This window comes from Serratia sp. (in: enterobacteria) (genome assembly GCF_051654945.1).
Lineage (GTDB): Bacteria > Pseudomonadota > Gammaproteobacteria > Enterobacterales > Enterobacteriaceae > Chania.
Window position 1 is genome coordinate 382,510 of the sequence record NZ_JBOFZA010000118.1, and the last position, 21,798, is coordinate 404,307.

General features: G+C 56.0%; 13 protein-coding genes. 7 read left to right on the forward strand and 6 right to left on the reverse strand.

Annotated elements, in window-relative coordinates; genetic code table 11:
* From pstB to ACRDCA_RS27170, 3 genes are read right to left on the reverse strand one after another with little or no spacing between them, the layout of a single operon-like run.
* Positions 1–813, reverse strand: coding sequence for a phosphate ABC transporter ATP-binding protein PstB (gene pstB / locus ACRDCA_RS27160; protein WP_438692279.1), 813 nt, complete (start codon positions 811–813; stop codon positions 1–3).
* A 28-nt stretch (positions 814–841) separates the two neighbouring features.
* The gene (gene pstA, locus ACRDCA_RS27165) at positions 842–2,494 is read right to left on the reverse strand and encodes a phosphate ABC transporter permease PstA (RefSeq protein ID WP_438692280.1); all 1,653 of its coding nucleotides are present in this window, start codon (positions 2,492–2,494) and stop codon (positions 842–844) included.
* Positions 2,491–4,650 carry an ABC transporter permease subunit gene (locus ACRDCA_RS27170; protein ID WP_438692281.1) on the reverse strand — a complete coding sequence of 720 codons (2,160 nt, stop codon included), beginning with the start codon at positions 4,648–4,650 and terminating at the stop codon, positions 2,491–2,493. Before ACRDCA_RS27170 ends, pstA begins: the two co-directional genes overlap by 4 nt.
* 256 nt (positions 4,651–4,906) lie before the next feature.
* On the opposite strand from ACRDCA_RS27170, the gene ppk1 reads away from it, so the two are divergent.
* Positions 4,907–6,970, forward strand: coding sequence for a polyphosphate kinase 1 (gene ppk1 / locus ACRDCA_RS27175; protein WP_025123699.1), 2,064 nt, complete (start codon positions 4,907–4,909; stop codon positions 6,968–6,970).
* Between the two features lie 10 nt (positions 6,971–6,980).
* Positions 6,981–8,540 carry an exopolyphosphatase gene (ppx, locus tag ACRDCA_RS27180; RefSeq protein ID WP_438692282.1) on the forward strand — a complete coding sequence of 520 codons (1,560 nt, stop codon included), beginning with the start codon at positions 6,981–6,983 and terminating at the stop codon, positions 8,538–8,540.
* 299 nt (positions 8,541–8,839) lie between these two features.
* Here ppx and ACRDCA_RS27185 read toward each other — a convergent pair whose 3' ends face one another.
* On the reverse strand, positions 8,840–11,083 hold the full coding sequence (locus tag ACRDCA_RS27185; RefSeq protein ID WP_438692516.1) for an EAL domain-containing protein: 2,244 nt from the start codon (positions 11,081–11,083) through the stop codon (positions 8,840–8,842).
* 435 nt (positions 11,084–11,518) lie between these two features.
* Here ACRDCA_RS27185 and ACRDCA_RS27190 point away from each other — a divergent pair, with 435 nt between their 5' ends.
* The 3 genes from ACRDCA_RS27190 (at position 11,519) to ACRDCA_RS27200 (ending at position 16,905) form a co-directional block, all read left to right on the forward strand.
* A complete protein-coding gene (locus ACRDCA_RS27190; RefSeq protein WP_065686557.1) occupies positions 11,519–11,686 on the forward strand; it encodes a YfgG family protein in 168 nt (55 codons plus the stop codon).
* A 165-nt stretch (positions 11,687–11,851) separates the two neighbouring features.
* Entirely contained in the window at positions 11,852–13,285 is a 1,434-nt protein-coding gene (mgtE, locus tag ACRDCA_RS27195; RefSeq protein ID WP_438692283.1) for a magnesium transporter, read from the forward strand.
* A 278-nt stretch (positions 13,286–13,563) separates the two neighbouring features.
* Positions 13,564–16,905 carry a diguanylate cyclase gene (locus tag ACRDCA_RS27200; protein ID WP_438692284.1) on the forward strand — a complete coding sequence of 1,114 codons (3,342 nt, stop codon included), beginning with the start codon at positions 13,564–13,566 and terminating at the stop codon, positions 16,903–16,905.
* Here ACRDCA_RS27200 and alkA read toward each other — a convergent pair.
* Entirely contained in the window at positions 16,873–18,381 is a 1,509-nt protein-coding gene (gene alkA, locus ACRDCA_RS27205) for a DNA-3-methyladenine glycosylase 2 (protein ID WP_438692285.1), read from the reverse strand. The two genes, ACRDCA_RS27200 and alkA, sit on opposite strands and share 33 nt — an antisense overlap.
* A 184-nt stretch (positions 18,382–18,565) precedes the next feature.
* Here alkA and yegD point away from each other — a divergent pair, with 184 nt between their 5' ends.
* Positions 18,566–19,918 carry a molecular chaperone gene (gene yegD / locus ACRDCA_RS27210; RefSeq protein ID WP_438692517.1) on the forward strand — a complete coding sequence of 451 codons (1,353 nt, stop codon included), beginning with the start codon at positions 18,566–18,568 and terminating at the stop codon, positions 19,916–19,918.
* 40 nt (positions 19,919–19,958) lie between these two features.
* Positions 19,959–20,507, forward strand: coding sequence for a GNAT family N-acetyltransferase (locus tag ACRDCA_RS27215; protein WP_438692286.1), 549 nt, complete (start codon positions 19,959–19,961; stop codon positions 20,505–20,507).
* 210 nt (positions 20,508–20,717) lie between these two features.
* Here the strand turns inward: ACRDCA_RS27215 and ACRDCA_RS27220 are convergent, their stop codons facing one another.
* Positions 20,718–21,671 (reverse strand): aldo/keto reductase, encoded by a 954-nt coding sequence (locus ACRDCA_RS27220; RefSeq protein WP_438692287.1) that lies wholly within the window; start codon positions 21,669–21,671, stop codon positions 20,718–20,720.
* Positions 21,672–21,798 lie beyond the last annotated feature (127 nt).

Genomic DNA, 21,798 nt, shown 5'->3' on the forward strand with positions numbered 1-21,798 from the left:
TCAACCATAGCGGCCAGTAATATAATCCTCTGTACGGCGTTGGCGTGGCGAAGTAAAAATCGCATCGGTATCATTATATTCCACCAGCGTCCCCTGGTGGATAAACGCCGTGTAGTCGGAAACCCGCGCCGCCTGCTGCATATTATGGGTGACCAGCACCACGCTGTAGCGCTGTTTCAGCACCGAAATCAACTCCTCGATGGTCAAGGTGGAGATCGGATCCAGTGCAGAGGTCGGTTCGTCGAGCAGCAACACTTCTGGCTCCACCGCGATGGCCCGGGCAATCACCAACCGCTGCTGTTGGCCGCTGGAAAGGCGAAACGCATTTTCCCGTAGCCGATCTTTCACCTCATGCCACAGCGCAGCGGCTCGCAAAGATCGCTCCACGGCTTCATCCAGAATGCGCCTGTCACGAACGCCCTGTAAACGCAGGCCGTAAACCACGTTTTCATAGATCGATTTCGGGAACGGGTTGGGTCGCTGGAACACCATCCCCACCCTCCGCCGTAAAGCGGCCACGTCAATCTGCGGGCCGGAAATGTTTTCACCGTTAAGCTGTAACTCGCCGTCGATCCGGCAGCGATCTACCAGATCGTTCATTCGGTTAAAGCAGCGCAACAGCGTAGATTTGCCGCAGCCAGACGGGCCAATCAGCGCCGTCACCCGATGTTTGGGAATGCGCAGGGAAATATTGTGCAGCACCTGCTTGTCACCATAAAACAGATTGAGGCCATTGACCGCCAGCGCGGTATCCTCATCGGCCAGATGCTGGACATCCAACCGGGGTAAACTACCCGGCGTTATCAGACTCATTTGGCACTCCCTAAAAGATCCCATCGTGTTACTGCGACCATGCTTTATACCTCTCCCTTAACGAATGCCGGATAGCCATTGCCGTCAGGTTCAGCCCAACGACGATCAGCACCAACAGGAATGCCGTGGCAAACACCAGCGGCCGAGCCGCTTCTACGCTGGGACTCTGGAACGCCATATCGTAGATCTGGAAGCTCAGGTGCATGAATTTACGCTCCAGGTGCAGATATGGGAAAATATCGTCCACCGGCAGTACCGGGACGGACTTCACCACGCCGACCAGCATCAGCGGTGCCGTTTCCCCCGCCGCTCTCGCCACGGCCAGGATCAGCCCGGTCATCATGGCCGGCGCCGCCATCGGCAAGACGATGCGCCAGAGCGTTTCTGCCCTGGTAGCCCCCAGCGCCAACGAGCCCTGACGCAGCGAAACGGGAATACGCGACAGCCCTTCTTCGGTAGCGACAATCACCACCGGTAAGGTCAGCAAGGCCAAGGTCAATGCGGCCCACAGCACGCCCGGTGTTCCGAAGGTCGGATTGGGCAAGGAATCGGCGTAAAACATCCGGTCAAGCGAGCCCCCTACCATATAAACGAAGAACCCCAAACCGAATACGCCGTAGACGATCGACGGTACCCCCGCCAGATTCACCACGGAGATACGGATCAGCCGTGTCAGCAGATTATTGCCAGCATACTCGTGCAGATAGACGGCAGCGATCACGCCAAACGGCATCACCACGATTGACATCAGGATCACCATCAGCACCGTGCCAAAGATCGCCGGGAACACGCCCCCTTCGGTATTGGCTTCCCGCGGGCTGTCGGTCAGGAATTTTTGGATCTGCTTGGCCCAGTGTGCCAGCTTCTGCCCGCTGCTCATATCATTGGGATACCAGGCATCACGCACCTGGCTCAGGGCAATGGTGTGCACCTGCCCGTGCATGTCACGCAGCAGCAAGGCATCACGCTGGCGATCGCGCTCTAACCCTTGCAACTTGCCAGCCAGAAGGTGGTATTGGCGCTGCAACTCCAGCCGTTCGGCACGGATAGAGGCTTGCCAACGCGCATCCAGCTTGTTCTCCCGCAGCAGGCTCTTTTCATGCAGGCGCAGGTCTTCAAACTGTTCGTTAATCCGTGCCATATCGCGGAACTGAATATCGCGCGCCTGCCGGGTCAACGCCGCGATCTGCGGCAAGCGCTGCTGCAACGCCTGGCTCAGATCGCTACCGGTCAACGGTTGGCCATCTTCCAGCAAACCTGCCAGGTAGCCATAAGCGGTGCCATTACTGTTACGCTCCAGCACCAATAAATCGCGTGGGGTGGTCATGTTACTGACATCGCTGGCCAGTAAGGTTCGGAAATCCTGCCCTTCGCTTTCCCGGTTACCCACTTTGATCAGATAGCGGATAAAGCTTTGCGCGTCCCCCGGAGGCAATGCGACACCGGCGTCTTGCAGCTGCTGGCGCGAGATTGTCTGCCGTTGATACAGTTCGCCCACTACCGTCACCGGGCCTGCGGCCGTCTGGTTCAGTTCGAACTGATAAACCGGGCTGGGCCAGAAATAACGCGTCCCCTGCCCGGCCAACAGCAACATAATGCCGATCAGTGCCAGCAGGCTGATGGCCACCGATGCCGCCGTCAGCCAAATCCACGGGGAGCCGCTTTTTAACCAGCCTCTCATGGTGTCTCCTGGTTCAGCGTATAGCGCTTACGCAGGCGTAAACGCACCGCCTCCGCCAGCGTGTTAAACACAAAGGTAAAGATAAACAGCACCAGCGCGGTCAGGAACAGCACCCGATAATGGCTGCTGCCCGTGACGGCCTCCGGCATTTCAATCGCGATATTGGCCGCCATGGCACGCAAGCCCTGGAACAGGCTGCCGTCGATCAGCGGCGTATTGCCGGTGGCCATCAGCACGATCATGGTTTCCCCCACTGCGCGGCCAAACCCAATCATCAACGCCGAGAAGATACCGGCACTGGCGGAAGGTAACACCACACGCAATACGGTTTGCCACTGGGTGGCCCCCAGGGCCAATGAACCCCGGCTAAGCGAGGCGGGAACGCTGAACAGCGCATCTTCTGCCAGCGAAAAGATAATCGGTACCAGTGCAAAGCCCATCGCCACACCCACCACCAGCGTATTACGCTGATCGAAGTCCTCACCCAACCAGAAATGCAGCGGCTCACCAAACAGCTTCAGCTCCAGCCATGGCCCAACGGCAAGCGCCAGCCAAACGGTCAGCACCACCACCGGTAACAGCAGCAGCAAATCCCAACCTGGCGACCAGGGCCGCGCCGTAAATCGATTGACCAGCCAACTGCATAACAGCACGGCACCAGCCAACAGGAACGGCAAGGCCAGCACGGCCAGCAGATAACGTTCGATCATCGGTGCCAGCCAGATCCCGGCCACCAGCCCAATCACCACCGTTGGCAACGCGCCCATCACCTCGACCGCCGGTTTCACTACCCGCCGTAACCCCGCCGACATAAAGCAGGCGGTATAAATCGCCCCGGCCAGCGCCAGCGGAATGGCGAATAACATGGAATAAGCGGCCGCTTTGAAGGTGCCGAAGATCACCGGCATCAGGCTGAATTTGGCCTGGTAGCTATCTTCACCCGAGGTGGATTGCCACACATAGGCCGGTTCAGGGTAGTTCTCGTACCATAGCCGCTGCCATAGCGAACGCCAGGTTACGTCTGGATAGAGATTATCCACCGCGTAATGCTGCCAGCCTTGGGCGGTTTCCAGCAATAGCCCGTCGCCACGCGGGGCAAATGCCATTTGCTGCACGTTGGCAGGCAGTTGGTCCTTCAGCAACGGTTTGGACTGGATGCTGGAGAACAAGGCGAACTCCCCCTGCGGCTGCAAGGTGGCGAAGACCCGCCGATACGGCTCGGCCACCAGCAGTTCTTGCGAGGTTGTCTGATGGATAAATTGCTGGATCGGTGTCAACCGATAGCGCTGGTTTTTCTCCACGTCAAACCATTCACGCAGGCTGCCGTCGCTGGACTGGATTAGCAATGCGCTTCCCCCAGGTAACGCCGTCAGGCGATAGGGAGGATGTTCCCCAAGGGTGCGTGTCTCACGCAACTGCGGCTGTTTCCCTTCAATCTGATAGCGAGCCAGTTGGTTGCCGGTTAACAGATAAAGCTGGCGACCATCCGGCGTTAGCAGCAGTTGTTGAGGGGCCGCGGCCAAAGGGATTTCCGTTGGTTGGCCCTGAAGCGTTGGGTTGAAACGCCCAAACAGCAGCCGGTTGTCGTCCGTTACCGCTGCCAGCAGGAAATTCCCCTGGCGGACTTGCGCCAGACTTAGCAATGCCAGCGCATGCCCATGGGGATCAAACGCCAAGGGTTCTTGCCCCAGCGGGAAACGCCACTGCGGTTCGCCCCCCCCCATCGGTGCAAAATCGGCCTGGGTAACCATCAGCCTGCCATCCGCCTGCGCCAGCACAAACAGATCGCGCTCCCCAACCGCCTGCGCAAATGATGTGGGTTGACCCAATAGCGTTTGCGGTGCCGGGTTAGGGTCCGATGACTGCAACGAATAAAAACGCCCTTCCCCTTGGCGATCGATGCGATAGCCAATACGCTGCTGCACATCCATCCCGATCGCCAGCGCCGGGGCAGTGTGGGCCATCGGCAACGTGCGTGAAGCACCTAGCGATGCCGGTTTGAACAGCGGCAATACCGAAAGTAAGAGATAGACAAAGATCAGCATCAGCGTCATCAATACCAGCAGCCCGCTGACCGTCACGGCCCCCTGCACGCCACGATCAACGCGCGCGCGCAGGCGATCCCGGGGATGTTGGTTAAGGGTTGTCTGTGCCATTTGCCTGTCGTCGGTTCCGTTGCCGGGCTTGTGCCCCAAAGATAACCGGGCATCTTATGTCAGTTTTGTGACGTTTGCATGACAAAGTTGCCGGGCGAGGTGCAAGATGAAGAGCAAATTGCAGCGGGCATCGCGGCGGGATAACTCCGCAGTTATGTTGGACATTGTTGTCAATCTCTCGCAATAATGTCGCAGGACACTAAAGCGGTATTCGGCATCAAGTCCGATCCTTTTCTAAAATCGAACTGGAGTAGCAATGGGTCAGGAAAAGCTCTACATCGACAAAGAATTAAGCTGGTTATCCTTTAATGAACGCGTATTGCAGGAAGCCGCAGATAAGAGCAATCCCCTGATTGAGCGCATGCGATTTCTGGGCATTTACTCCAATAACCTGGATGAATTCTATAAGGTCCGCTTTGCCGATCTGAAACGACGCATCCTGATCAGCGAAGAACAGGGTTCGGGTGGTGCTTCGCGTCATTTGCTGAAAAAAATTCAGGCCAAGGTGCTGAAGACCGATCAGGAGTTCGACGGCCTGTACAACGATCTGTTGTTGGAAATGGCGCGCAACCAGATCTTCCTGATCAACGAACGCCAGGTGTCGGAAAACCAGCAAATCTGGTTGCGGCAGTACTTCAAGCAGCACCTGCGCCAGCACATCACGCCGATCCTGATCAATCACGACACCAATCTGGTGCAGTTCCTGAAGGACGATTACACCTATCTGGCGGTGGAGATCATTCGCGGTACGCGCATCGATTATGCGTTACTGGAGATCCCTTCCGACAAGGTGCCCCGTTTCGTCAACCTGCCGCCGGAAGCGCCACGCCGCCGCAAACCGATGATCCTGCTGGATAACATCCTGCGCTATTGCCTGGACGACATCTTCAAGGGCTTCTTCGATTACGACGCGCTCAACGCCTATTCGATGAAAATGACGCGCGATGCGGAATACGATCTGGTGACCGAAATGGAATCCAGCCTGTTGGAACTGATGTCGTCGAGCCTGAAACAGCGCCTGACCGCCGAACCGGTGCGCTTTGTATATCAGCGCGATATGCCCAATGAGATGGTGGAACTGCTGCGCAACAAGCTGGGGATCTCCAACTACGACTCGGTGATCGCCGGTGGCCGCTACCACAATTTTAAAGATTTCATCAGCTTCCCCAACGTCGGCAAGGCTAATCTGGTCAATCGGCCGTTACCACGCCTGCGGCATATCTGGTTCGATAAATTCCGCAACGGCTTCGACGCCATCCGCGAAAAAGACGTGCTGCTGTACTATCCGTATCACACCTTTGAACACGTGCTGGAACTGCTGCGCCAAGCGTCGTTCGACCCGAGCGTGCTGGCGATCAAAATCAATATCTATCGGGTAGCCAAAGACTCGCGCATCATCGAATCGATGATCCATGCGGCGCATAACGGCAAGAAAGTCACCGTGGTCGTGGAGTTGCAGGCACGCTTCGACGAAGAGGCCAACATCCATTGGGCCAAACGCCTGACCGAGGCCGGAGTGCACGTCATTTTCTCTGCACCAGGGCTGAAAATCCACGCCAAACTATTCCTGATCTCACGCCGTGAAGGCGAAGATATTGTGCGCTATGCTCATATTGGTACCGGCAACTTTAACGAAAAAACCGCCCGTATCTACACCGACTACTCGCTGCTGACCGCCGATTCGCGTATCACTAACGAAGTACGCCGGGTATTCAATTTTATTGAAAATCCGTACCGGCCGGTCTCCTTCGACAACCTGATGGTTTCGCCGCAGAACTCCCGCCGTATGCTGTACGATCTGATCGATCGTGAGATTGCCAACGCCCTGGCCGGTGAAAACGCCGCGATTATGTTGAAAATAAATAATCTGGTGGATAAAGGGCTGGTAGATCGGTTATATACCGCTGCCGCTGCCGGCGTGAAAATCCGTCTGTTGGTGCGCGGCATGTGTTCGCTGATCCCCAACCTGCCGGGCATTAGCGACAATATTCAGGTTATCAGCATCGTCGACCGTTATCTGGAACACGATCGGGTATACGTATTCGAAAACAAAGGTGACAAACGGGTTTACCTCTCGTCCGCCGACTGGATGACCCGCAATATAGATTACCGTATCGAAGTGGCCGTCTCGCTGCTGGATCCGGCGCTCAAGCAGCGCGTTCTGGACATTCTGGAGCTGCTGTTCAGCGATACGGTCAAGGCCCGCTATATCGATAAAGAACTGAGCAACCAGTATGTACCGCGCGGTAATCGCCGTAAGGTCCGTGCGCAGGTGGCCATTTATGAGTATTTAAAAGCTCTGGAACAACCGGAAAACTAGGCCAGCAACTATGCCGCTAAAAAGCACCGCCACCAATAACAAGCCACAGGAAATCGCTGCCATCGATCTTGGCTCGAACAGTTTCCATATGGTGATCGCCCGCGTCGTTAACGGCGCTCTACAGGTGTTAGGCCGTTTAAAACAACGGGTCCACCTTGCCGATGGATTGGACAGCAACAACGTGCTCAGTGACGAAGCCATGGAACGGGGGCTGGCCTGCCTGGCGCTGTTTGCCGAGCGGCTTCAGGGTTTCCCGGCGGATAACGTCACCATCGTGGGGACCCACACCCTGCGTCAGGCGGTGAATGCCGAAGTGTTCCTCAAGCAGGCGGAAAAAGTGATCCCCTATCCGATCGAAATCATCGCCGGGCAGGAAGAGGCCCGTCTGATTTTTATGGGGGTCGAGCATACCCAACCGGAAAAAGGCCGCAAGCTGGTGATCGACATCGGCGGCGGCTCGACCGAACTGGTCATTGGTGAGGATTTCGAACCTCTGCTGGCTGAAAGCCGCCGGATGGGCTGCGTAAGCTTTGCCCATCTGTTCTTCCCTGATGGGGAGATCAGCAAAACCAACTTTAAGCGCGCACGTTTAGCCGCCGCGCAGAAGCTGGAAACGCTGGCCTGGCAATACCGCATTCAGGGCTGGCAATATGCCTTGGGCGCGTCTGGTACCATCAAGGCCGCTCATGAAGTGCTGGTCGCAATGGGCGAAAAAGACGGGCTGATTACCCTTGAGCGGCTGGAATTGCTGGTCGAACAGGTGCTGCAGTTTAAAAACTTCAGCGCCTTGAGCCTGCCTGGGCTGTCAGAAGATCGCCAATCGGTGTTTGTGCCGGGGCTGGCGATCCTGTGCGGGGTATTTGATGCGTTGGCCATTCGCGATCTGCGCCTGTCCGACGGTGCCCTGCGCGAAGGCGTGCTGTATGAAATGGAAGGCCGCTTCCGCCACCAGGATATCCGCAGCCGCACGGCCAAAAGCCTGGCCGATCACTACAATATCGACCGCGAGCAGGCCAAGCGCGTGCTCGACACTACCGAGCTGTTATACGCCCAGTGGATGGCGCAAAATACCAAGCTGGTGCAGCCACAGCTGGAAGCCCTGTTGAAATGGGCCGCCATGTTGCATGAGGTGGGCCTGAGCATCAACCACAGCGGTATGCACCGCCACTCCGCCTATATTCTGCAAAATACCAATCTGCCGGGCTTCAATCAGGAGCAGCAGTTGCTGCTGTCGGCACTGGTGCGCTTCCAGCGTAAAGCGATCAAGCTCGAAGAGTTACCTCGCTTGAACCTGTTCAAGAAAAAGTATTATTTGCCGCTGATCCAGCTGTTACGCCTGAGCACCCTGCTCAACAATCAGCGTCAGGCCACCACCACGCCAGAGACCCTGCGTCTGGAAACCGATGATAATCACTGGACGCTACGCTTCCCAGCGGGCTATCTGACGCAGAACAACCTGGTGCAGCTCGATTTTGAACGTGAGCAGGAATACTGGAATGACGTGGTTGGCTGGAAACTGATGATAGAAGAAGAAGGTGAGCAGGACGCAGACGCTGAACCTAAGGCGTAATCCCCTCACCCCAACCCTCTCCCAAGGGAGAGGGAGCTGTAAGTCCCTGCTCTGCTGGAAGAAAGGAGGTTGTCTCAGCAAAATCGGAGCGCCGCTTCCACCACAAACACGTTAATTCAGTCCAACTCGATCGGTCCCCTCTCCCAAGGGAGAGGGAGCTGTAAGTCCCTGCTCTGCTGGAAGAAAGGAGGTTGTCTCAGCAAAATCGAAGCGCCGCTTCCACCACAAACACGTTAATTCAGTCCAACTCGATCGGTCCCCTCTCCCTTTGGGAGAGGATTAGGGTGAGGGGGCAATACTCATTCGGACTCTTCGTCGTGCGGTAACTCCAGCATCGGCACTAAAGACGCCAACAGCTGCGGTTTACCGATAAAGTAGCCCTGCATATAATCCACGCCCAGGCTTTTGAGCGCATCGCGCTGCTCGGCCGATTCCACATATTCCGCCACAATCGACAGTCGTCTCATCAACGCCACCTTACAGATGGACGAAATGATCTGATAATCCACCTTGCTGGTCAGCATCTCCTGCACAAAGCTGCCGTCGATTTTCAAAATATCCACATGCAGTTCTTTCAGGCGATCGTAGGTAGCATAGCCGGTGCCGAAATCGTCCAGGGCAATACGACAACCTAGCTGACGCAGCTCTTTCAGCGAGCTCTTGGCATATTTTACGTCCTGCACCAGATGAGACTCCGTCACCTCCAGCACCAGTTGATAAGGCTCAATCTGATGTTGGCGCAAAGCGTGGCGTATGTCTTGACACAACCCAGGACGACATAGCGACAACGGTGACAGATTCACGGCAAAGCGTGCGCTAGGCATGGCTTCGCGGTGCTGTTCCATAAACTGTAACGTTTGACGCAGTACCCACATATCCAACTGATAAGCCAAACCAAACTCATGTACCACCGGTAAAAATTCGTTGGGGGGAATGATGTTGCCTTCATCATCCAGCATACGCAGCAGGATCTCGTGGTAAGAATCGCCGCGCACCCCGACAATCGGTTGAGCCATCAGCAGAAAACCGTCGTTATCCAACGAACGCTGTACCCAATGTAACAAGGCGACCTTGCGCTTGATTTCATCCTGAACCACATGATGGTCGTTCTGCACGTTTTCAGGCCGGCCACTGGTCAGTGACATCTCCGCCAATGAGCTTAATTCCCCCAGCAACAGATGCAGGTGTTCCACTTCCGAATAAACGCCGCAGTAGCTTATCCCCAGCGGTGGGTGAATGGGCAGGCCGTTCCACACCAGACGAAACTTCTCCAGCGTGCTGTGGATCTTGGCGACCCGGGCCTCACCATCGGAGCCATTCAGGCGCAGCACCAGATCGTACCCTGGCAGGTGGTAGACATCTTCCCCTTCCTCCAGCACCGTGCGCAGGCTGCCCGCCAGCTTTTGTTTGAAGCGGATGCGCAACTGCATACCATAGTTACGGCTGAGCAAATCCAGTTCGGAAATGCGCAGGAAGCACAGCGTTGAACGCGGCATCTTGGCCAGATCGCGTTTCAATGCCCGCAGGTTCGGTAAGCCAATAACCGGATCTTTCAACGATGCATTTTGTGCCTTGGCATGATCCATCCGCTGGCGAGTATGCACCGCAGAGGTCAGCAAAATACTGAGGGTGAACGCCAGCATCATTGACGAGATCATGGTCAGGTTATGCAGCAGGCTGTCCCACTGTACATAACCCGGATAGTTAAAGAACAGCACCAGCAGGGTTGCCGCCCAGATAATGCAGTTGAACAGGTAGCCAAAACGCATGGCGCTGTACAACATGACCGGCAGCAACAGCGTCAGGCTGTAATCGGGCACCTGCATCGCGTTGGTGTCTGCCGTGTGATAGGAGAGCACGACCACCAGGGCAATCAGTACCACCAACCACAGTTGCAACTCGCTCTTTTTGACCGAGGGAGCCATCTCACGGCTGATCCGCCCCCATAATACCCAGGCAAACTTTGGGTTTTTGACGATCCGCAAGGCGAAATAGAACAACTGCATGGACGACAGGCAGCCAATCAGGATGGCCTGGAAGTTGATCAGGGCATGCAGATGATTGCCGTTACCAGAAAGCATACCGAGTTCGTCCGGCAATAAATCGAGGCCAATCGTCAACTGCAAGCCAAAAATAAACAGCACCGGGGGCATCAGCACCAGCCATATCAGACGGTGTTTACCCAGCTTCAACTCGGTGAACCCGACACACCAGCGGCGCTGCGACTGACAGCGATAGCCCCACCAGCAAATGCTCAGACAACCCACATACAGCAACGTCATGATCACATCGATTTCGGTGCTTGAACGATTGGAATAGCGGATCAGCACGGCCAAAGCAATGCCTGGCAGCGCACGCCAGTCATAAACCATCAGCAAGGAAAAGCAGACCACCAGCGGCAGATAGACCAGATAAACTTTGCCATCAGGCAGCATCAGGCGCGGCGAAAGCCAGCCAGCAAGCGGCACCAGTAGCAGGCTCAGCACAATAGGCTGCCCCCACCAACGGTCACGTAAATTATTCCAGAACTTTAAAATACCCATCAAGACACTGTATCCGCTAAGGCGTGATTCACTTCGTCGCTTAAGCGTTTTAAATCGTAGAGAAGGCAGGATCCGATCCCACCACAGAACCATTCGGGGAACAGGCTGAGACATGCGGTTCCAGCATCAAGAATGGCTGTGAATTCTATTCTCTGCGATAGCTTAAGATTTGACCACGATCAATTAATTGAGAAAAGGCCAATAAAAATCCATAAGACACTTTATGAACCGATAATAACCTATTAATACACAACAAAAAATCAGACAAAATCTATTTCCGATGGATTTTAAGAAACCGCCTAAAAGGTGACGCTCCTAAACTCCAACTAAATAACTCGCTCAAGCTCGCGGAAATAAATGGACATCTTTTGTCATCAGAGCCTAGAATTCCATTTACAATTTTAATCAATGTTAGCCGTGGCAGGCGCAACAATCATGAGAAAAACCACGACCGGGCGCATGACCAAAGTAGTGCTACTGATCAGCTTTATCATTCTAGTCGGTCGCCTGCTATATGCCGCCATTGCCGCTATCCCTCATCATCAGGAAAAAAGATCGCTGCCTGAACCGCAGACCCAAGAGGCCCGCGTGGATAATCGGTGATTATCCTGACCGACCAAGCGCTCATCACCCTGAGTCACTGGCACGCCAAAGCTTCTGACACTGCACCATCAGATTGATAAAAATCACGCCAGCCACTGCTATGCTCTATCTTTTAAAGATAGTCTAAAAGGAACCCGGTGTGCCAAGTCAGCGTTAAGGAATTCCATGTCCGCCGCAACACATAATGTCAAAAAAGTCGCTGAGTCTCGTCAGCGCATTCTGAGCCTGTTGTTAAATAACGCCCCGTTGATTGATGGCATTCTTGGCCGTTCGGGAGATGAAAAACAACTCAGCGAAGGCGAACTGCTTAATCATACCGCCGAAATCTCTCACCTGCTGCAAGATATGCACGCCGCTGACCTCGCGGACCTGCTGGAGGCCTTGCCGCAGGATGAGCGTCTGGCGCTGTGGCGGCTGGTGGATAACACCAAGCGCGGCCAGACCTTGGTAGAGGTGGCCGAACCCGTCTGGGACAGCCTGATCGAAGAGATGAGCGATAAGGACCTGCTCAAGGCGATCAAAACCCTGGATGTCGATGAACAGGCCTATCTGGCGCAATACCTGCCACGTAACCTGATGGGCCGCCTGCTGACCTCACTGGATCCGGAACAGCGTGAACAGGTTCGTGAGATGGTGCATTACGGCAAGGATACCGTCGGCTGGATGATGGATTTCGAGCTGGTCTCGGTTCGCCCGGACGTGTCTTTGGGAGCCGTGCACCGCTTTTTGCGTCAACGCAAAACCATCCCGGATGCCACCGATAAAATCTTCGTCACCGATCGTAAAAACACCCTGCTAGGCGAACTGCCGCTGACCGCGATCCTGCTTAACGATCCGCAAACCCCGGTGTTTAAGGTGATGGACAGCGATCCCACCACCTTTCAGCCGGAAGACAAAGCCGAAGCCGCGGCCAGCGCGTTCGAACGTTATGACCTGATCAGCGCCCCGGTGATCGATGCCAAAGGCAAACTGATGGGCCGATTGACCATCGAAGAGATCGTTGACGTGGTTAACGAAGAGAGCGACACCACCCTGCGCCGTATGGGGGGGTTAAGCCCGGAAGAAGACGTATTTGCTCCAGTCAGCAAAGCGGTGAAAACCCGTTGGGCCTGGCTGGCGATCAACCTGTGTACCGCGTTTGTCGCCTCCAGGGTGATTGGCCTGTTTGAACACACCATTTCACAATTGGTAGCGCTTGCCGCTTTGATGCCGATCGTTGCCGGTATCGGCGGTAATACCGGTAACCAGACCATTACCATGATCGTGCGCGCTCTGGCGCTGCATCAGATCGAAGAGGGCAACATTTCACGCCTGTTGTTCAGAGAACTGGGTGTCGCCATCATCAACGGCGTGGTCTGGGGCGGCATCATGGGGTTCGTCACCTATCTGCTGTATGGCGATCTGGCGATGGGGGGCGTGATGACGCTGGCGATGATGCTCAACCTGCTGGTCGCGGCGCTGATGGGAGTGATCATACCGATGACCATGATCAAACTGGGGCGCGACCCTGCAGTGGGCTCCAGCGTGTTGATCACCGCCCTGACCGATACCGGCGGCTTCTTTATCTTCCTGGGGCTGGCGACGATTTTCCTGCTTTAGTCCATAGGCGCAGCATGCAGCGCCTCTACGTTTGAACCTGACGGGAAATGTTTACGGTCTCAGCAACCCACCGATGTCAATTCGTAGCACGTTTGGCCCCCTCTCCCTCTGGGAGAGTTGGGTGAGAGGCTTGCGGAGATACCGAATCGAGCGCAATCGTGCACCTTGATAGCGGTTGAGTATATAATTGAATAGGTATTCCTCGCGCACTGTACTACCCTCTGATTAGTCACATGGCGGCAGGTTATTCGTAGTCTATAGCTCAGTGAAGGTTACCGATGGATCTCAGCGCAACACAGCCCCCAATCAAAGCTAAAGGTACCTTGTTCACCTACTCGTTGTTGAGCGCACTGGTGGTGTTTCTGCTGGCCTATCTGTGCCTGATGCTGTCTGCAGAATCCAGCCACTTTACCCCACTGTGGTTCCCGACTGCCGCCGTCATTATGCTGATGTTCCATCAGCCACCGCGCAATTGGCCATTGCACTTGGTCTTCAGCGGGATCGGCATGTGTCTTGCCAGTTTCATGCTGTTCGGTCTCAGTTGGTTCCCGGTCAAACTCACGCTGATTAACCTGCTGGAAGCCACCGCCTGTACCCTGCTGTTGCGGCGAATCCTGCAACCAGACGATCCGTTAAACGGCTTGGCCAGCTGGCTGAAATTTGTGTTCTGCGCCGTGATCTTCACGCCAATGCTCAGCGCACTGCTGGCAGCGACACTGGCGCCTGCCCCGGGGGAAACCTTTTGGCAGCCCTTCAGCACCTGGTTTATTTCCGAGGCGATCGGCGTATTGGCGCTGGCACCGATCGGGCTGGTTTATCGCCGCTCAATGTTAAGAACGCTGAACCTGTTCGAACTGCTGTTGGTGATGCTGGGAACACTGACCTTCAGCTATCTGGCACTGCTCAACCTGCCCTTCCCGTTTACCTTTATCATCCTGCCGTTACTGTGGGCTGCGATCAGCCTGCCTCGGCTTGAAGCCTTTATCATCTGCTTTACCACGACCCTGATGATTACCGTGATGATCTCACTCGGCCTGCTGCATTTTCAGGATCGCGGACAGTTTTTAAGCGATATAAAAATCTACCTGCCACTGATGTTGATCCTGATCCCGGCCCACGCCATGGCGATGGTGATGCATGCTTTTCGGGTGGAAAAAGGGCATATCGTGGAAAGCGAAGCGCGTTTTCGTAATGCATTGGAGTATTCGGCCATCGGCATGGCCCTGGTATCCCCCGAAGGGAAATGGTTACAGGTCAATCAGGCACTGTGCAAACTGCTGCGCTATACCCCGGAAAATCTGCGCCGCCTGACGTTCCAGGAAATCACCCATCCCGATGATTTAAATGCCGATCTGACACAGTTACAAGACCTGCTGGACGGTCATATCAGCAGCTACACCATGGAAAAACGCTATATCCGCAGTGACGGTGAAAGCGTCTGGACATTGCTGGCGGTCTCACTGGTGCGCGATCCCCAGGGCCAACCGCTGTACTTTATTTCGCAAGTAGAAGATATCAACGAGCTAAAACGTACCGAGGCAGAAAACCGCAGCCTGGTAGAACGCATAACGTTAGCCAATCAGGCTGGTGGGATCGGCGTGTGGGAATGGATGCTGGACGGGGATAAGCTCACCTGGGACAAGCGGATGTTTGAACTCTACGAACTGACGCCGGATCAAACGCCGACTCTGGCCCTGTGGAGTTCTCTGTTACTGGAGGAAGATCGCGAACGCATCGGGCGGCAAATGGCGACGCTCACCGACCGACACCGGCCATTTGTGATGGAGTTCCGTATCAAGACCCGGCTGGGGGGCGTTCGGCATATTCGCGGCCAGGGTAATACCATTCTTGATGAACACGGCGAGCCGAAGCGCATGATTGGCACCAATATCGATATGACGGAAATCAAATCGCTGGCCGAAGCGCTGCACGAAGAGAAGGAGCGCCTGCACATTACGCTGGACGCCATCGGTGAAGGGGTGATCTCAACCGACCGCGACATGCGTATCACCTTTATGAACCCGATAGCCGAACAGATGTGCGGCTGGCCGTTGCAGATGGCACTCGGGATGCCGATCAACGGCGTGGTACGGATGACCAACGGTAAGGATGGTCCAGAAGTCGAAAATCCGGTGCAGAACTGCCTGCAAGACGGCTCGCCACTGCCAGCTGACTACGCATTGGTACTGCATAGCCGCGATGGCCGCCGCTTCGACGTACAGGAGTCGGTCTCCCCGCTGAAAACCATCGAGGGCGAGGTGATGGGGGCGGTGATGGTATTGCAGGACGTCAGTGCTTCGCGCGAGTTGATGAAAAAGCTCAGCTACAACGCCTCACACGATGCGTTGACCAACCTGAAAAACCGCACCAGCTTCGAGAAACGGTTGCAAGGGGCTATTGCCAATGCGGTCGATCACCAACAACAGCATTCGCTGGTGTTTCTCGATCTCGACAGGTTCAAGGCAGTTAACGATAGCGCCGGGCACGCGGCGGGCGACGCCCTGCTCAGGGAAATTGGCCAGTTGATGCAACGCCAACTACGTAACAGCGATTGCCTGGCAAGACTCGGCGGCGACGAATTCGGCCTGATCCTGTTCGATTGTTCATTGGAACAGGCCAAGCTGCTGATGCAACAGATGATTGAACACATCGGCGAGCATCCCTTCTGCTGGGCTGGCAAGATTTATCATGTTGGTGCCAGCGCCGGTATTACGCAAATCGGTGCCACCAGCGGCAAGAGCAGCGAGCTGTTGGCCCAGGCCGATATCGCCTGTTACACCGCCAAGCACCACGGCCGCGGCCAGGTGTTTATTTATGAAGCCCGGCAAAAACAGCAGATGGAACGCCAGCATGAGCTGCTGACGCGCCAGGAAATCCTCAACATTATCGATAATCAGCAGTTGCTGCTACGCGTCAGGGCCGCCTCCCCCCCCAAAACCCCGCAAGCGGTCTGTTTTTATCAGCTAAAGCTGCATGTCAGCCCACCGGATGAACGCATACTGAGCTCTGAAGCCTTCTTCGCCGCAGCCCAACTCTACGGCCTGCTGCCAGATATCGATCGCTGGGTCGTTAGCCAGGTGCTGGAAACTCATGCGCAAGCCCTGCACCACAAGGGAACGGCTATCGCGCTGCCGTTGGCTACGGACAGCGTGCTCGATACCGATTTTCAACATTATCTGCTGGATAAGCTGGCCGCCTCCAAGCTACCGGCCAGTGCATTGTATCTGTTGGTGGATGAGACCATCGTGCTCGATCATCCAGATGACGGCGGTGCCTTTATCCGTCGTTTGCAGCAGTTGGGTTGTAAGCTGATCGTCAATGGTTTTGGCCGTAACCTGAACGCCTTCGATCGGTTAAACGGCCAGACCCTCGATTATATTCGCATCGACGAGCGCTTTATCACCGACGTGCATTGTAATCAGATGGATGAACTGATGGTGTCGATGATCCATGGCGCGGCGCATCGGATCAAGGCCCAAACCCTGGCCGGGCCAGCGCATCAACAGGCCACGCTGAGTGCATTGACCGCTATCGGCATTGATTTGGTAGACGGTGACGCTATTGCGCTGGAGCTACCGCTGAGCGATTTACTCAGCGGTGGTTATTTCGGGGTCCGCTGAAGGTGCCCAGCGATCGTTATGCCACAGATGCAAGGTGGCATAGGAACGCCAAGGCCGCCAGCGTTCGGCATAGCGCTCAATCTGGCGTGGCGTCATGCCGGGGAAACGCTGTTTGATCAGATAGTCTCCCGCCAGAAAAACGTCCGGCCATGACCAGGCCCGCATGGCGATATAGCTGGCAGTCCAACTGCCTATCCCCGGCAATGCGGTCAGATCCTTGATGCCCTGCTCGATATCCAGCACGTTATCCAGTTGCAAACGCCCCTCTGACACCCTGCGGGCAATTTCAATCAGCGCCGCCGCACGCTTCAGTTGAACGCCCAATGGACGCAGATCCTCCGGCTCCAGTTGGGCGATCCGCGCCGCTTGTGGAAACACATGGGTGATGTCGCCAAATGGCTGCTCCAGTGCCGTTCCCCAACGCTCCGCCATCCGCCCGGCAAAGGTAGCCGCCATTTTGACGCTGACCAACTGCCCCAACACCGCACGGGTGGCCTGCTCAAAGCTGCTGACGCAGCCTGGCAAGCGCAAACCGGGTGCATCCGCCGCCAGCGCGCCCAACGCTTCGCAAATACGGTCTGGTGCGGCATCCAGATCGAACAGTTGACGAACGCGCCGCAGCACTTCAGTCGTCACCCGGCTGAGTGACGGAGCAATTTCCACCCGCACCCGGTTACGCACCTCTTCCGGCTGGACGCTGACCCAACCGCAATAATCAACGCCAGCCTGATTCACCGCGATGGATCGACAATACTGCTGCCCTACCACGCTTTCCACACCGCTGACCGCACGCGCCTGCAAAAACCCCAACATGCGCGGCCAATCGTAAGGAGGCCGATACCCCAGATGAAATACCAGGCCGCTGGTGGCGGCACGCTCACTGCGGCCAGCGGTGCTGCGTAGGACCGAAGGGATCAGACGGTAGCGGGCTTTAAACAGCTCATTGAAACGCCGCAGGCTGCCAAACCCGGCAGCAAATGCCACTTCACTCAACGGCAGATCGGTATCCGCCAGCAGCCGCTTGGCCTGCAACAGGCGGTGCGACTGGGCGTAATCGATGGGAGATGCGCCGAACTGTTCGGCAAAAATACGCCGCAGATGGCGATCGGAAATCCCCAGACGAGTGGCCAGTTGTTCACAGCTGTGCTCTGAAAGATAACCCTGTTCGATCAACTGCACTGCAACCTGAGCATAGCGATTCCCCAGATCGATCAACGCCAGTCCCGGAGCCAATTCGGGGCGGCATTTCAGGCAGGGGCGAAAGCCGGCCAGTTCGGCGGCGGCGGCGCTGGGGTAAAACGTACAGTTTTCGATTTTCGGCGTACGGGCACTGCATACCGGCCGGCAATAGATCCCGGTGGAAGAAACACCGACAAAAAATCGCCCGTCAAACTTACGGTCACGCGCACTCAGCGCGCTGTACAGCGCCTGTTGTTGATTGTTCATGGCATCGCTCGGAGTCAGTTTTTTGGTCATTATGGCGCTCGATCCTGTGGCTGACGTGCGGGAATCGGACATTAACCTGTTTGACAATACTCCAATCCCATAAACCCTGCCGCTGAGATTGCCGCTAAATTTTTCGCCAGTTAGCAGCCCACTCGTTGCTCGGCAGGCCAGTCTCGGGTAAAGTCGCCCCCCTTCATCGGCATGGGGAATGAAAATGTTTATTGGCTTCGATTATGGCACTGCCAACTGTTCGGTCGCCGTTATGCGCGACACCGGCCCGGAATTACTGACGTTAGAAAACAACGAGCCGTACCTCCCTTCAATGCTGTGCGCACCGACGCGTGAGGCGGTGAGTGAGTGCCTGCATCGCCACTGGCAGGTACCTACGGGTAGCGAAGAAAACCAGCAGTTGCTGCGCCGCGCCATCACCTTCAACCGCGAAGAAGATATTCCGGTCAACGGCGATAGCGTGTTGTTCGGCCTGCAGGCGCTAGCCCACTACATCGAAGATCCGGAAGAAGTCTATTTCGTCCGCTCCCCTAAATCCTTCCTCGGGGCTAACGGCCTGAAGCCGCAACAGATTGCACTATTTGAAGATCTGGTGTGCGCCATGATGTTCCACATCAAGCGCCAGGCGGAAGGCGTGTTACAGTCCAGCATCGATCAGGCCGTGATTGGCCGCCCGATCAACTTCCAGGGTACTGGCGGTGAAGAGGCCAACCAGCAGGCGCAGGGGATCTTACACCGCGCTGCGCAGCGGGCGGGTTTCAAGGAGATCGAGTTCCAGTTCGAGCCGGTTGCCGCCGGGCTGGACTTTGAAGCGACGCTGAGCGAAGAGAAAACCGTGCTGGTAGTCGATATCGGCGGCGGAACCACCGACTGTTCGGTGCTGCTGATGGGACCACAATGGCGCGATCGCGCCGATCGCCAGCAAAGCCTGCTGGGACACAGCGGTTGCCGCGTGGGCGGTAACGATCTGGATATCATGCTGGCGTTCAAACAGCTGATGCCGCTGTTTGGCATGGGCGGCGAAACCGAGAAAGGCATCGCCATGCCTGCATTGCCTTACTGGAATGCGGTAGCGACCAACGATGTTCCAGCCCAAATCGATTTCTACAGCACCGCCAATGGCCGTATGCTGCGCGATCTGATCCGTGACGCTGCCGAACCCGAGAAGGTGAAACGTCTGCTGAAAGTGCATCAGCAGCGTTTGAGCTATCGGCTGGTGCGGGCGGCGGAAGAGAGTAAGATCGCCTTGTCCGCCCAGGAAAGCATCAGCGCCCAATTAGGCTTTGTGCAATCGGAGCTGGCCGAAACCATCAGCCAGACGCAGTTGGCCGACGCTATTGCTCAACCGTTGTTGCGCATCCAGGAACAGGTTACCGCTGCACTGGCCACCAGCCAGAGTACACCACAGGTTATTTACCTGACCGGTGGCAGCGCACGTTCACCGCTGCTGCGCACCGCCTTGCAACAGCAGTTGCCGGGGATCCCTATCGTCGGTGGCAACGATTTTGGCTCGGTCACCGCCGGGTTGGCACGCTGGGCCCAGACGCTGTTTCGTTGATTCATACAGGGGCGGTTCGCGCCCCTGACAATGGAGCATTATGGCTATCATCACTTTTGAGACACCCCGATTGCAGCTGCGCGGTTGGCAAGAAAGCGATCTGCCCGCTTTCGCCGCGCTGAATGCCGATCCCGAGGTAATGAAATACTTCCCGGCAACGCTAAGCCGTACGGAAAGCGACGCTCAAGCCAGCCGCATACGCCAATTTATGCAACAGCACGGTTGGGGGCTGTGGGCCGTTGAGGTGAAGCAGCAGGCGGCCTTTATCGGCTTTGTCGGGCTATCCGTTCCTGGTGACGATCTCCCCTGCTCACCCTGTGTGGAAATTGGCTGGCGGGTGGCGAAAGAGTATTGGGGCCAAGGCTATGCCAGTGAAGCAGCACGTGGCGCGCTTGATGTGGCTTTCACTACGCTGCAACTGCCAGAAGTGGTGTCCTTTACCGCCGAGATCAATCAGCCATCGCGCCGCGTGATGGAGCGTATCGGAATGACCTTCAGCGGTGAAACCTTCGAGCATCCCCGCTTACCACCGGGCGATCCGTTACGTACGCATGTGTTGTATCGGAAATCTCGCTACCATTTGAATTAGCAGCATTTTCCCCCTCACCCTAACCCTCTCCCACAGGGAGAGGGGACCGATCGAGTATGTTTGGAATGATAGTGATCTACTTTGGATGAGGAGCGATCGGATTTACTGATGTGAACTCTTTACTTCCAAAAGAGCAGGGGCTAACAACTCCCTCTCCCTGTGGGAGAGGGCTGGGGTGAGGGGGATCGGCTAGCCCTGTTCAGAAGAGAATTACCAGGCGCTCGCTTCATCCAACGTCTTGATATCCTCGGCAGCCAATTGCAGGTGTGTGGCACTCACCAACTCATCCAACTGGGCTAGCGAGGTGGCACTGACGATCGGCGCGGTGATACTCGGGCGGGCGATCAACCAGGCCAACGAGATCTGTGCGGGTGTGGTCTGGTGCTTCTCCGCCAGCCGATCGAGCGCAGCCAGAATGCGGAAACCGCGCGGGTTCAGATAGCGGGACACGATGGTGTCCCCGCGCTGGCTCTTACCCACATCCTGCGCGCTGCGATATTTGCCGGTAAGGAAACCGCTGGCCAACGAGAAAAAGTTGATCACCCCCAGACCATGCTGCTGCGCCACCGCTTCCAGCGCCTGCTCATAACCTTCACGGGCGTACAGATTATATTCCGGTTGCAGGGTTTCATAACGCGCCAACCCGTTCTGCTCACTGACTTTCAACGCTTCCACCAGCCGATCCGCCTGATAGTTGGAAGCCCCGATGGCGCGCACTTTCCCAGCCTTGATCAATTCATCGAACGCCGCCAGGGTTTCCGCCAGCGGAGTGTCCCGATCGTCATCATGGGACTGATAGAGATCGATATAATCGGTTTGCAAACGGCGCAATGAAGCTTCGACCGCCTGACGAATATAGCGCGGTGACAGGCCTTGCTTGCCCTCACCCATCGGTTTGCCCACCTTGGTCGCAATGATCACCTGGTCGCGCTTACCGCTTTTCTTCAGCCAGTTGCCGATCACCGTTTCCGATTCGCCGCCCTGATTGCCCGGTGCCCAGCTTGAATAGACGTCGGCAGTATCGATAAAATTCAGCTGATTGGCCACCAGCGCATCCAGCAGGCTGAAAGACGTGGCAACATCAGCCGTCCAGCCAAACACATTGCCGCCAAAGGTCAGTTGCGGCACCCGAATACCGGAACGGCCCAACTCTTGCTTGCTCATGATGTGGCTCCTGAGAGAAAGGAAAAAATTCGCTCTAAATTATTAGCGCGAAAACGATGGGAACGCTAAAACGAATCGGTTATATGTCAGAAAATGTAAAACTAAGCCTGGTTACGGCTAAATAGAC

Excerpts from the sequence above, each read along its gene's own strand:
- pstB (WP_438692279.1), bottom strand. The coding sequence starts at position 813 with ATGAGTCTGATAACGCCGGGTAGTTTACCCCGGTTGGATGTCCAGCAT.
- pstA (WP_438692280.1), bottom strand. The coding sequence starts at position 2,494 with ATGAGAGGCTGGTTAAAAAGCGGCTCCCCGTGGATTTGGCTGACGGCG.
- ACRDCA_RS27170 (WP_438692281.1), bottom strand. The coding sequence starts at position 4,650 with ATGGCACAGACAACCCTTAACCAACATCCCCGGGATCGCCTGCGCGCG.
- ppk1 (WP_025123699.1), top strand. The coding sequence starts at position 4,907 with ATGGGTCAGGAAAAGCTCTACATCGACAAAGAATTAAGCTGGTTATCC.
- ppx (WP_438692282.1), top strand. The coding sequence starts at position 6,981 with ATGCCGCTAAAAAGCACCGCCACCAATAACAAGCCACAGGAAATCGCT.
- ACRDCA_RS27185 (WP_438692516.1), bottom strand. The coding sequence starts at position 11,083 with ATGGGTATTTTAAAGTTCTGGAATAATTTACGTGACCGTTGGTGGGGG.
- ACRDCA_RS27190 (WP_065686557.1), top strand. The coding sequence starts at position 11,519 with ATGAGAAAAACCACGACCGGGCGCATGACCAAAGTAGTGCTACTGATC.
- mgtE (WP_438692283.1), top strand. The coding sequence starts at position 11,852 with ATGTCCGCCGCAACACATAATGTCAAAAAAGTCGCTGAGTCTCGTCAG.
- ACRDCA_RS27200 (WP_438692284.1), top strand. The coding sequence starts at position 13,564 with ATGGATCTCAGCGCAACACAGCCCCCAATCAAAGCTAAAGGTACCTTG.
- alkA (WP_438692285.1), bottom strand. The coding sequence starts at position 18,381 with ATGACCAAAAAACTGACTCCGAGCGATGCCATGAACAATCAACAACAG.
- yegD (WP_438692517.1), top strand. The coding sequence starts at position 18,566 with ATGTTTATTGGCTTCGATTATGGCACTGCCAACTGTTCGGTCGCCGTT.
- ACRDCA_RS27215 (WP_438692286.1), top strand. The coding sequence starts at position 19,959 with ATGGCTATCATCACTTTTGAGACACCCCGATTGCAGCTGCGCGGTTGG.
- ACRDCA_RS27220 (WP_438692287.1), bottom strand. The coding sequence starts at position 21,671 with ATGAGCAAGCAAGAGTTGGGCCGTTCCGGTATTCGGGTGCCGCAACTG.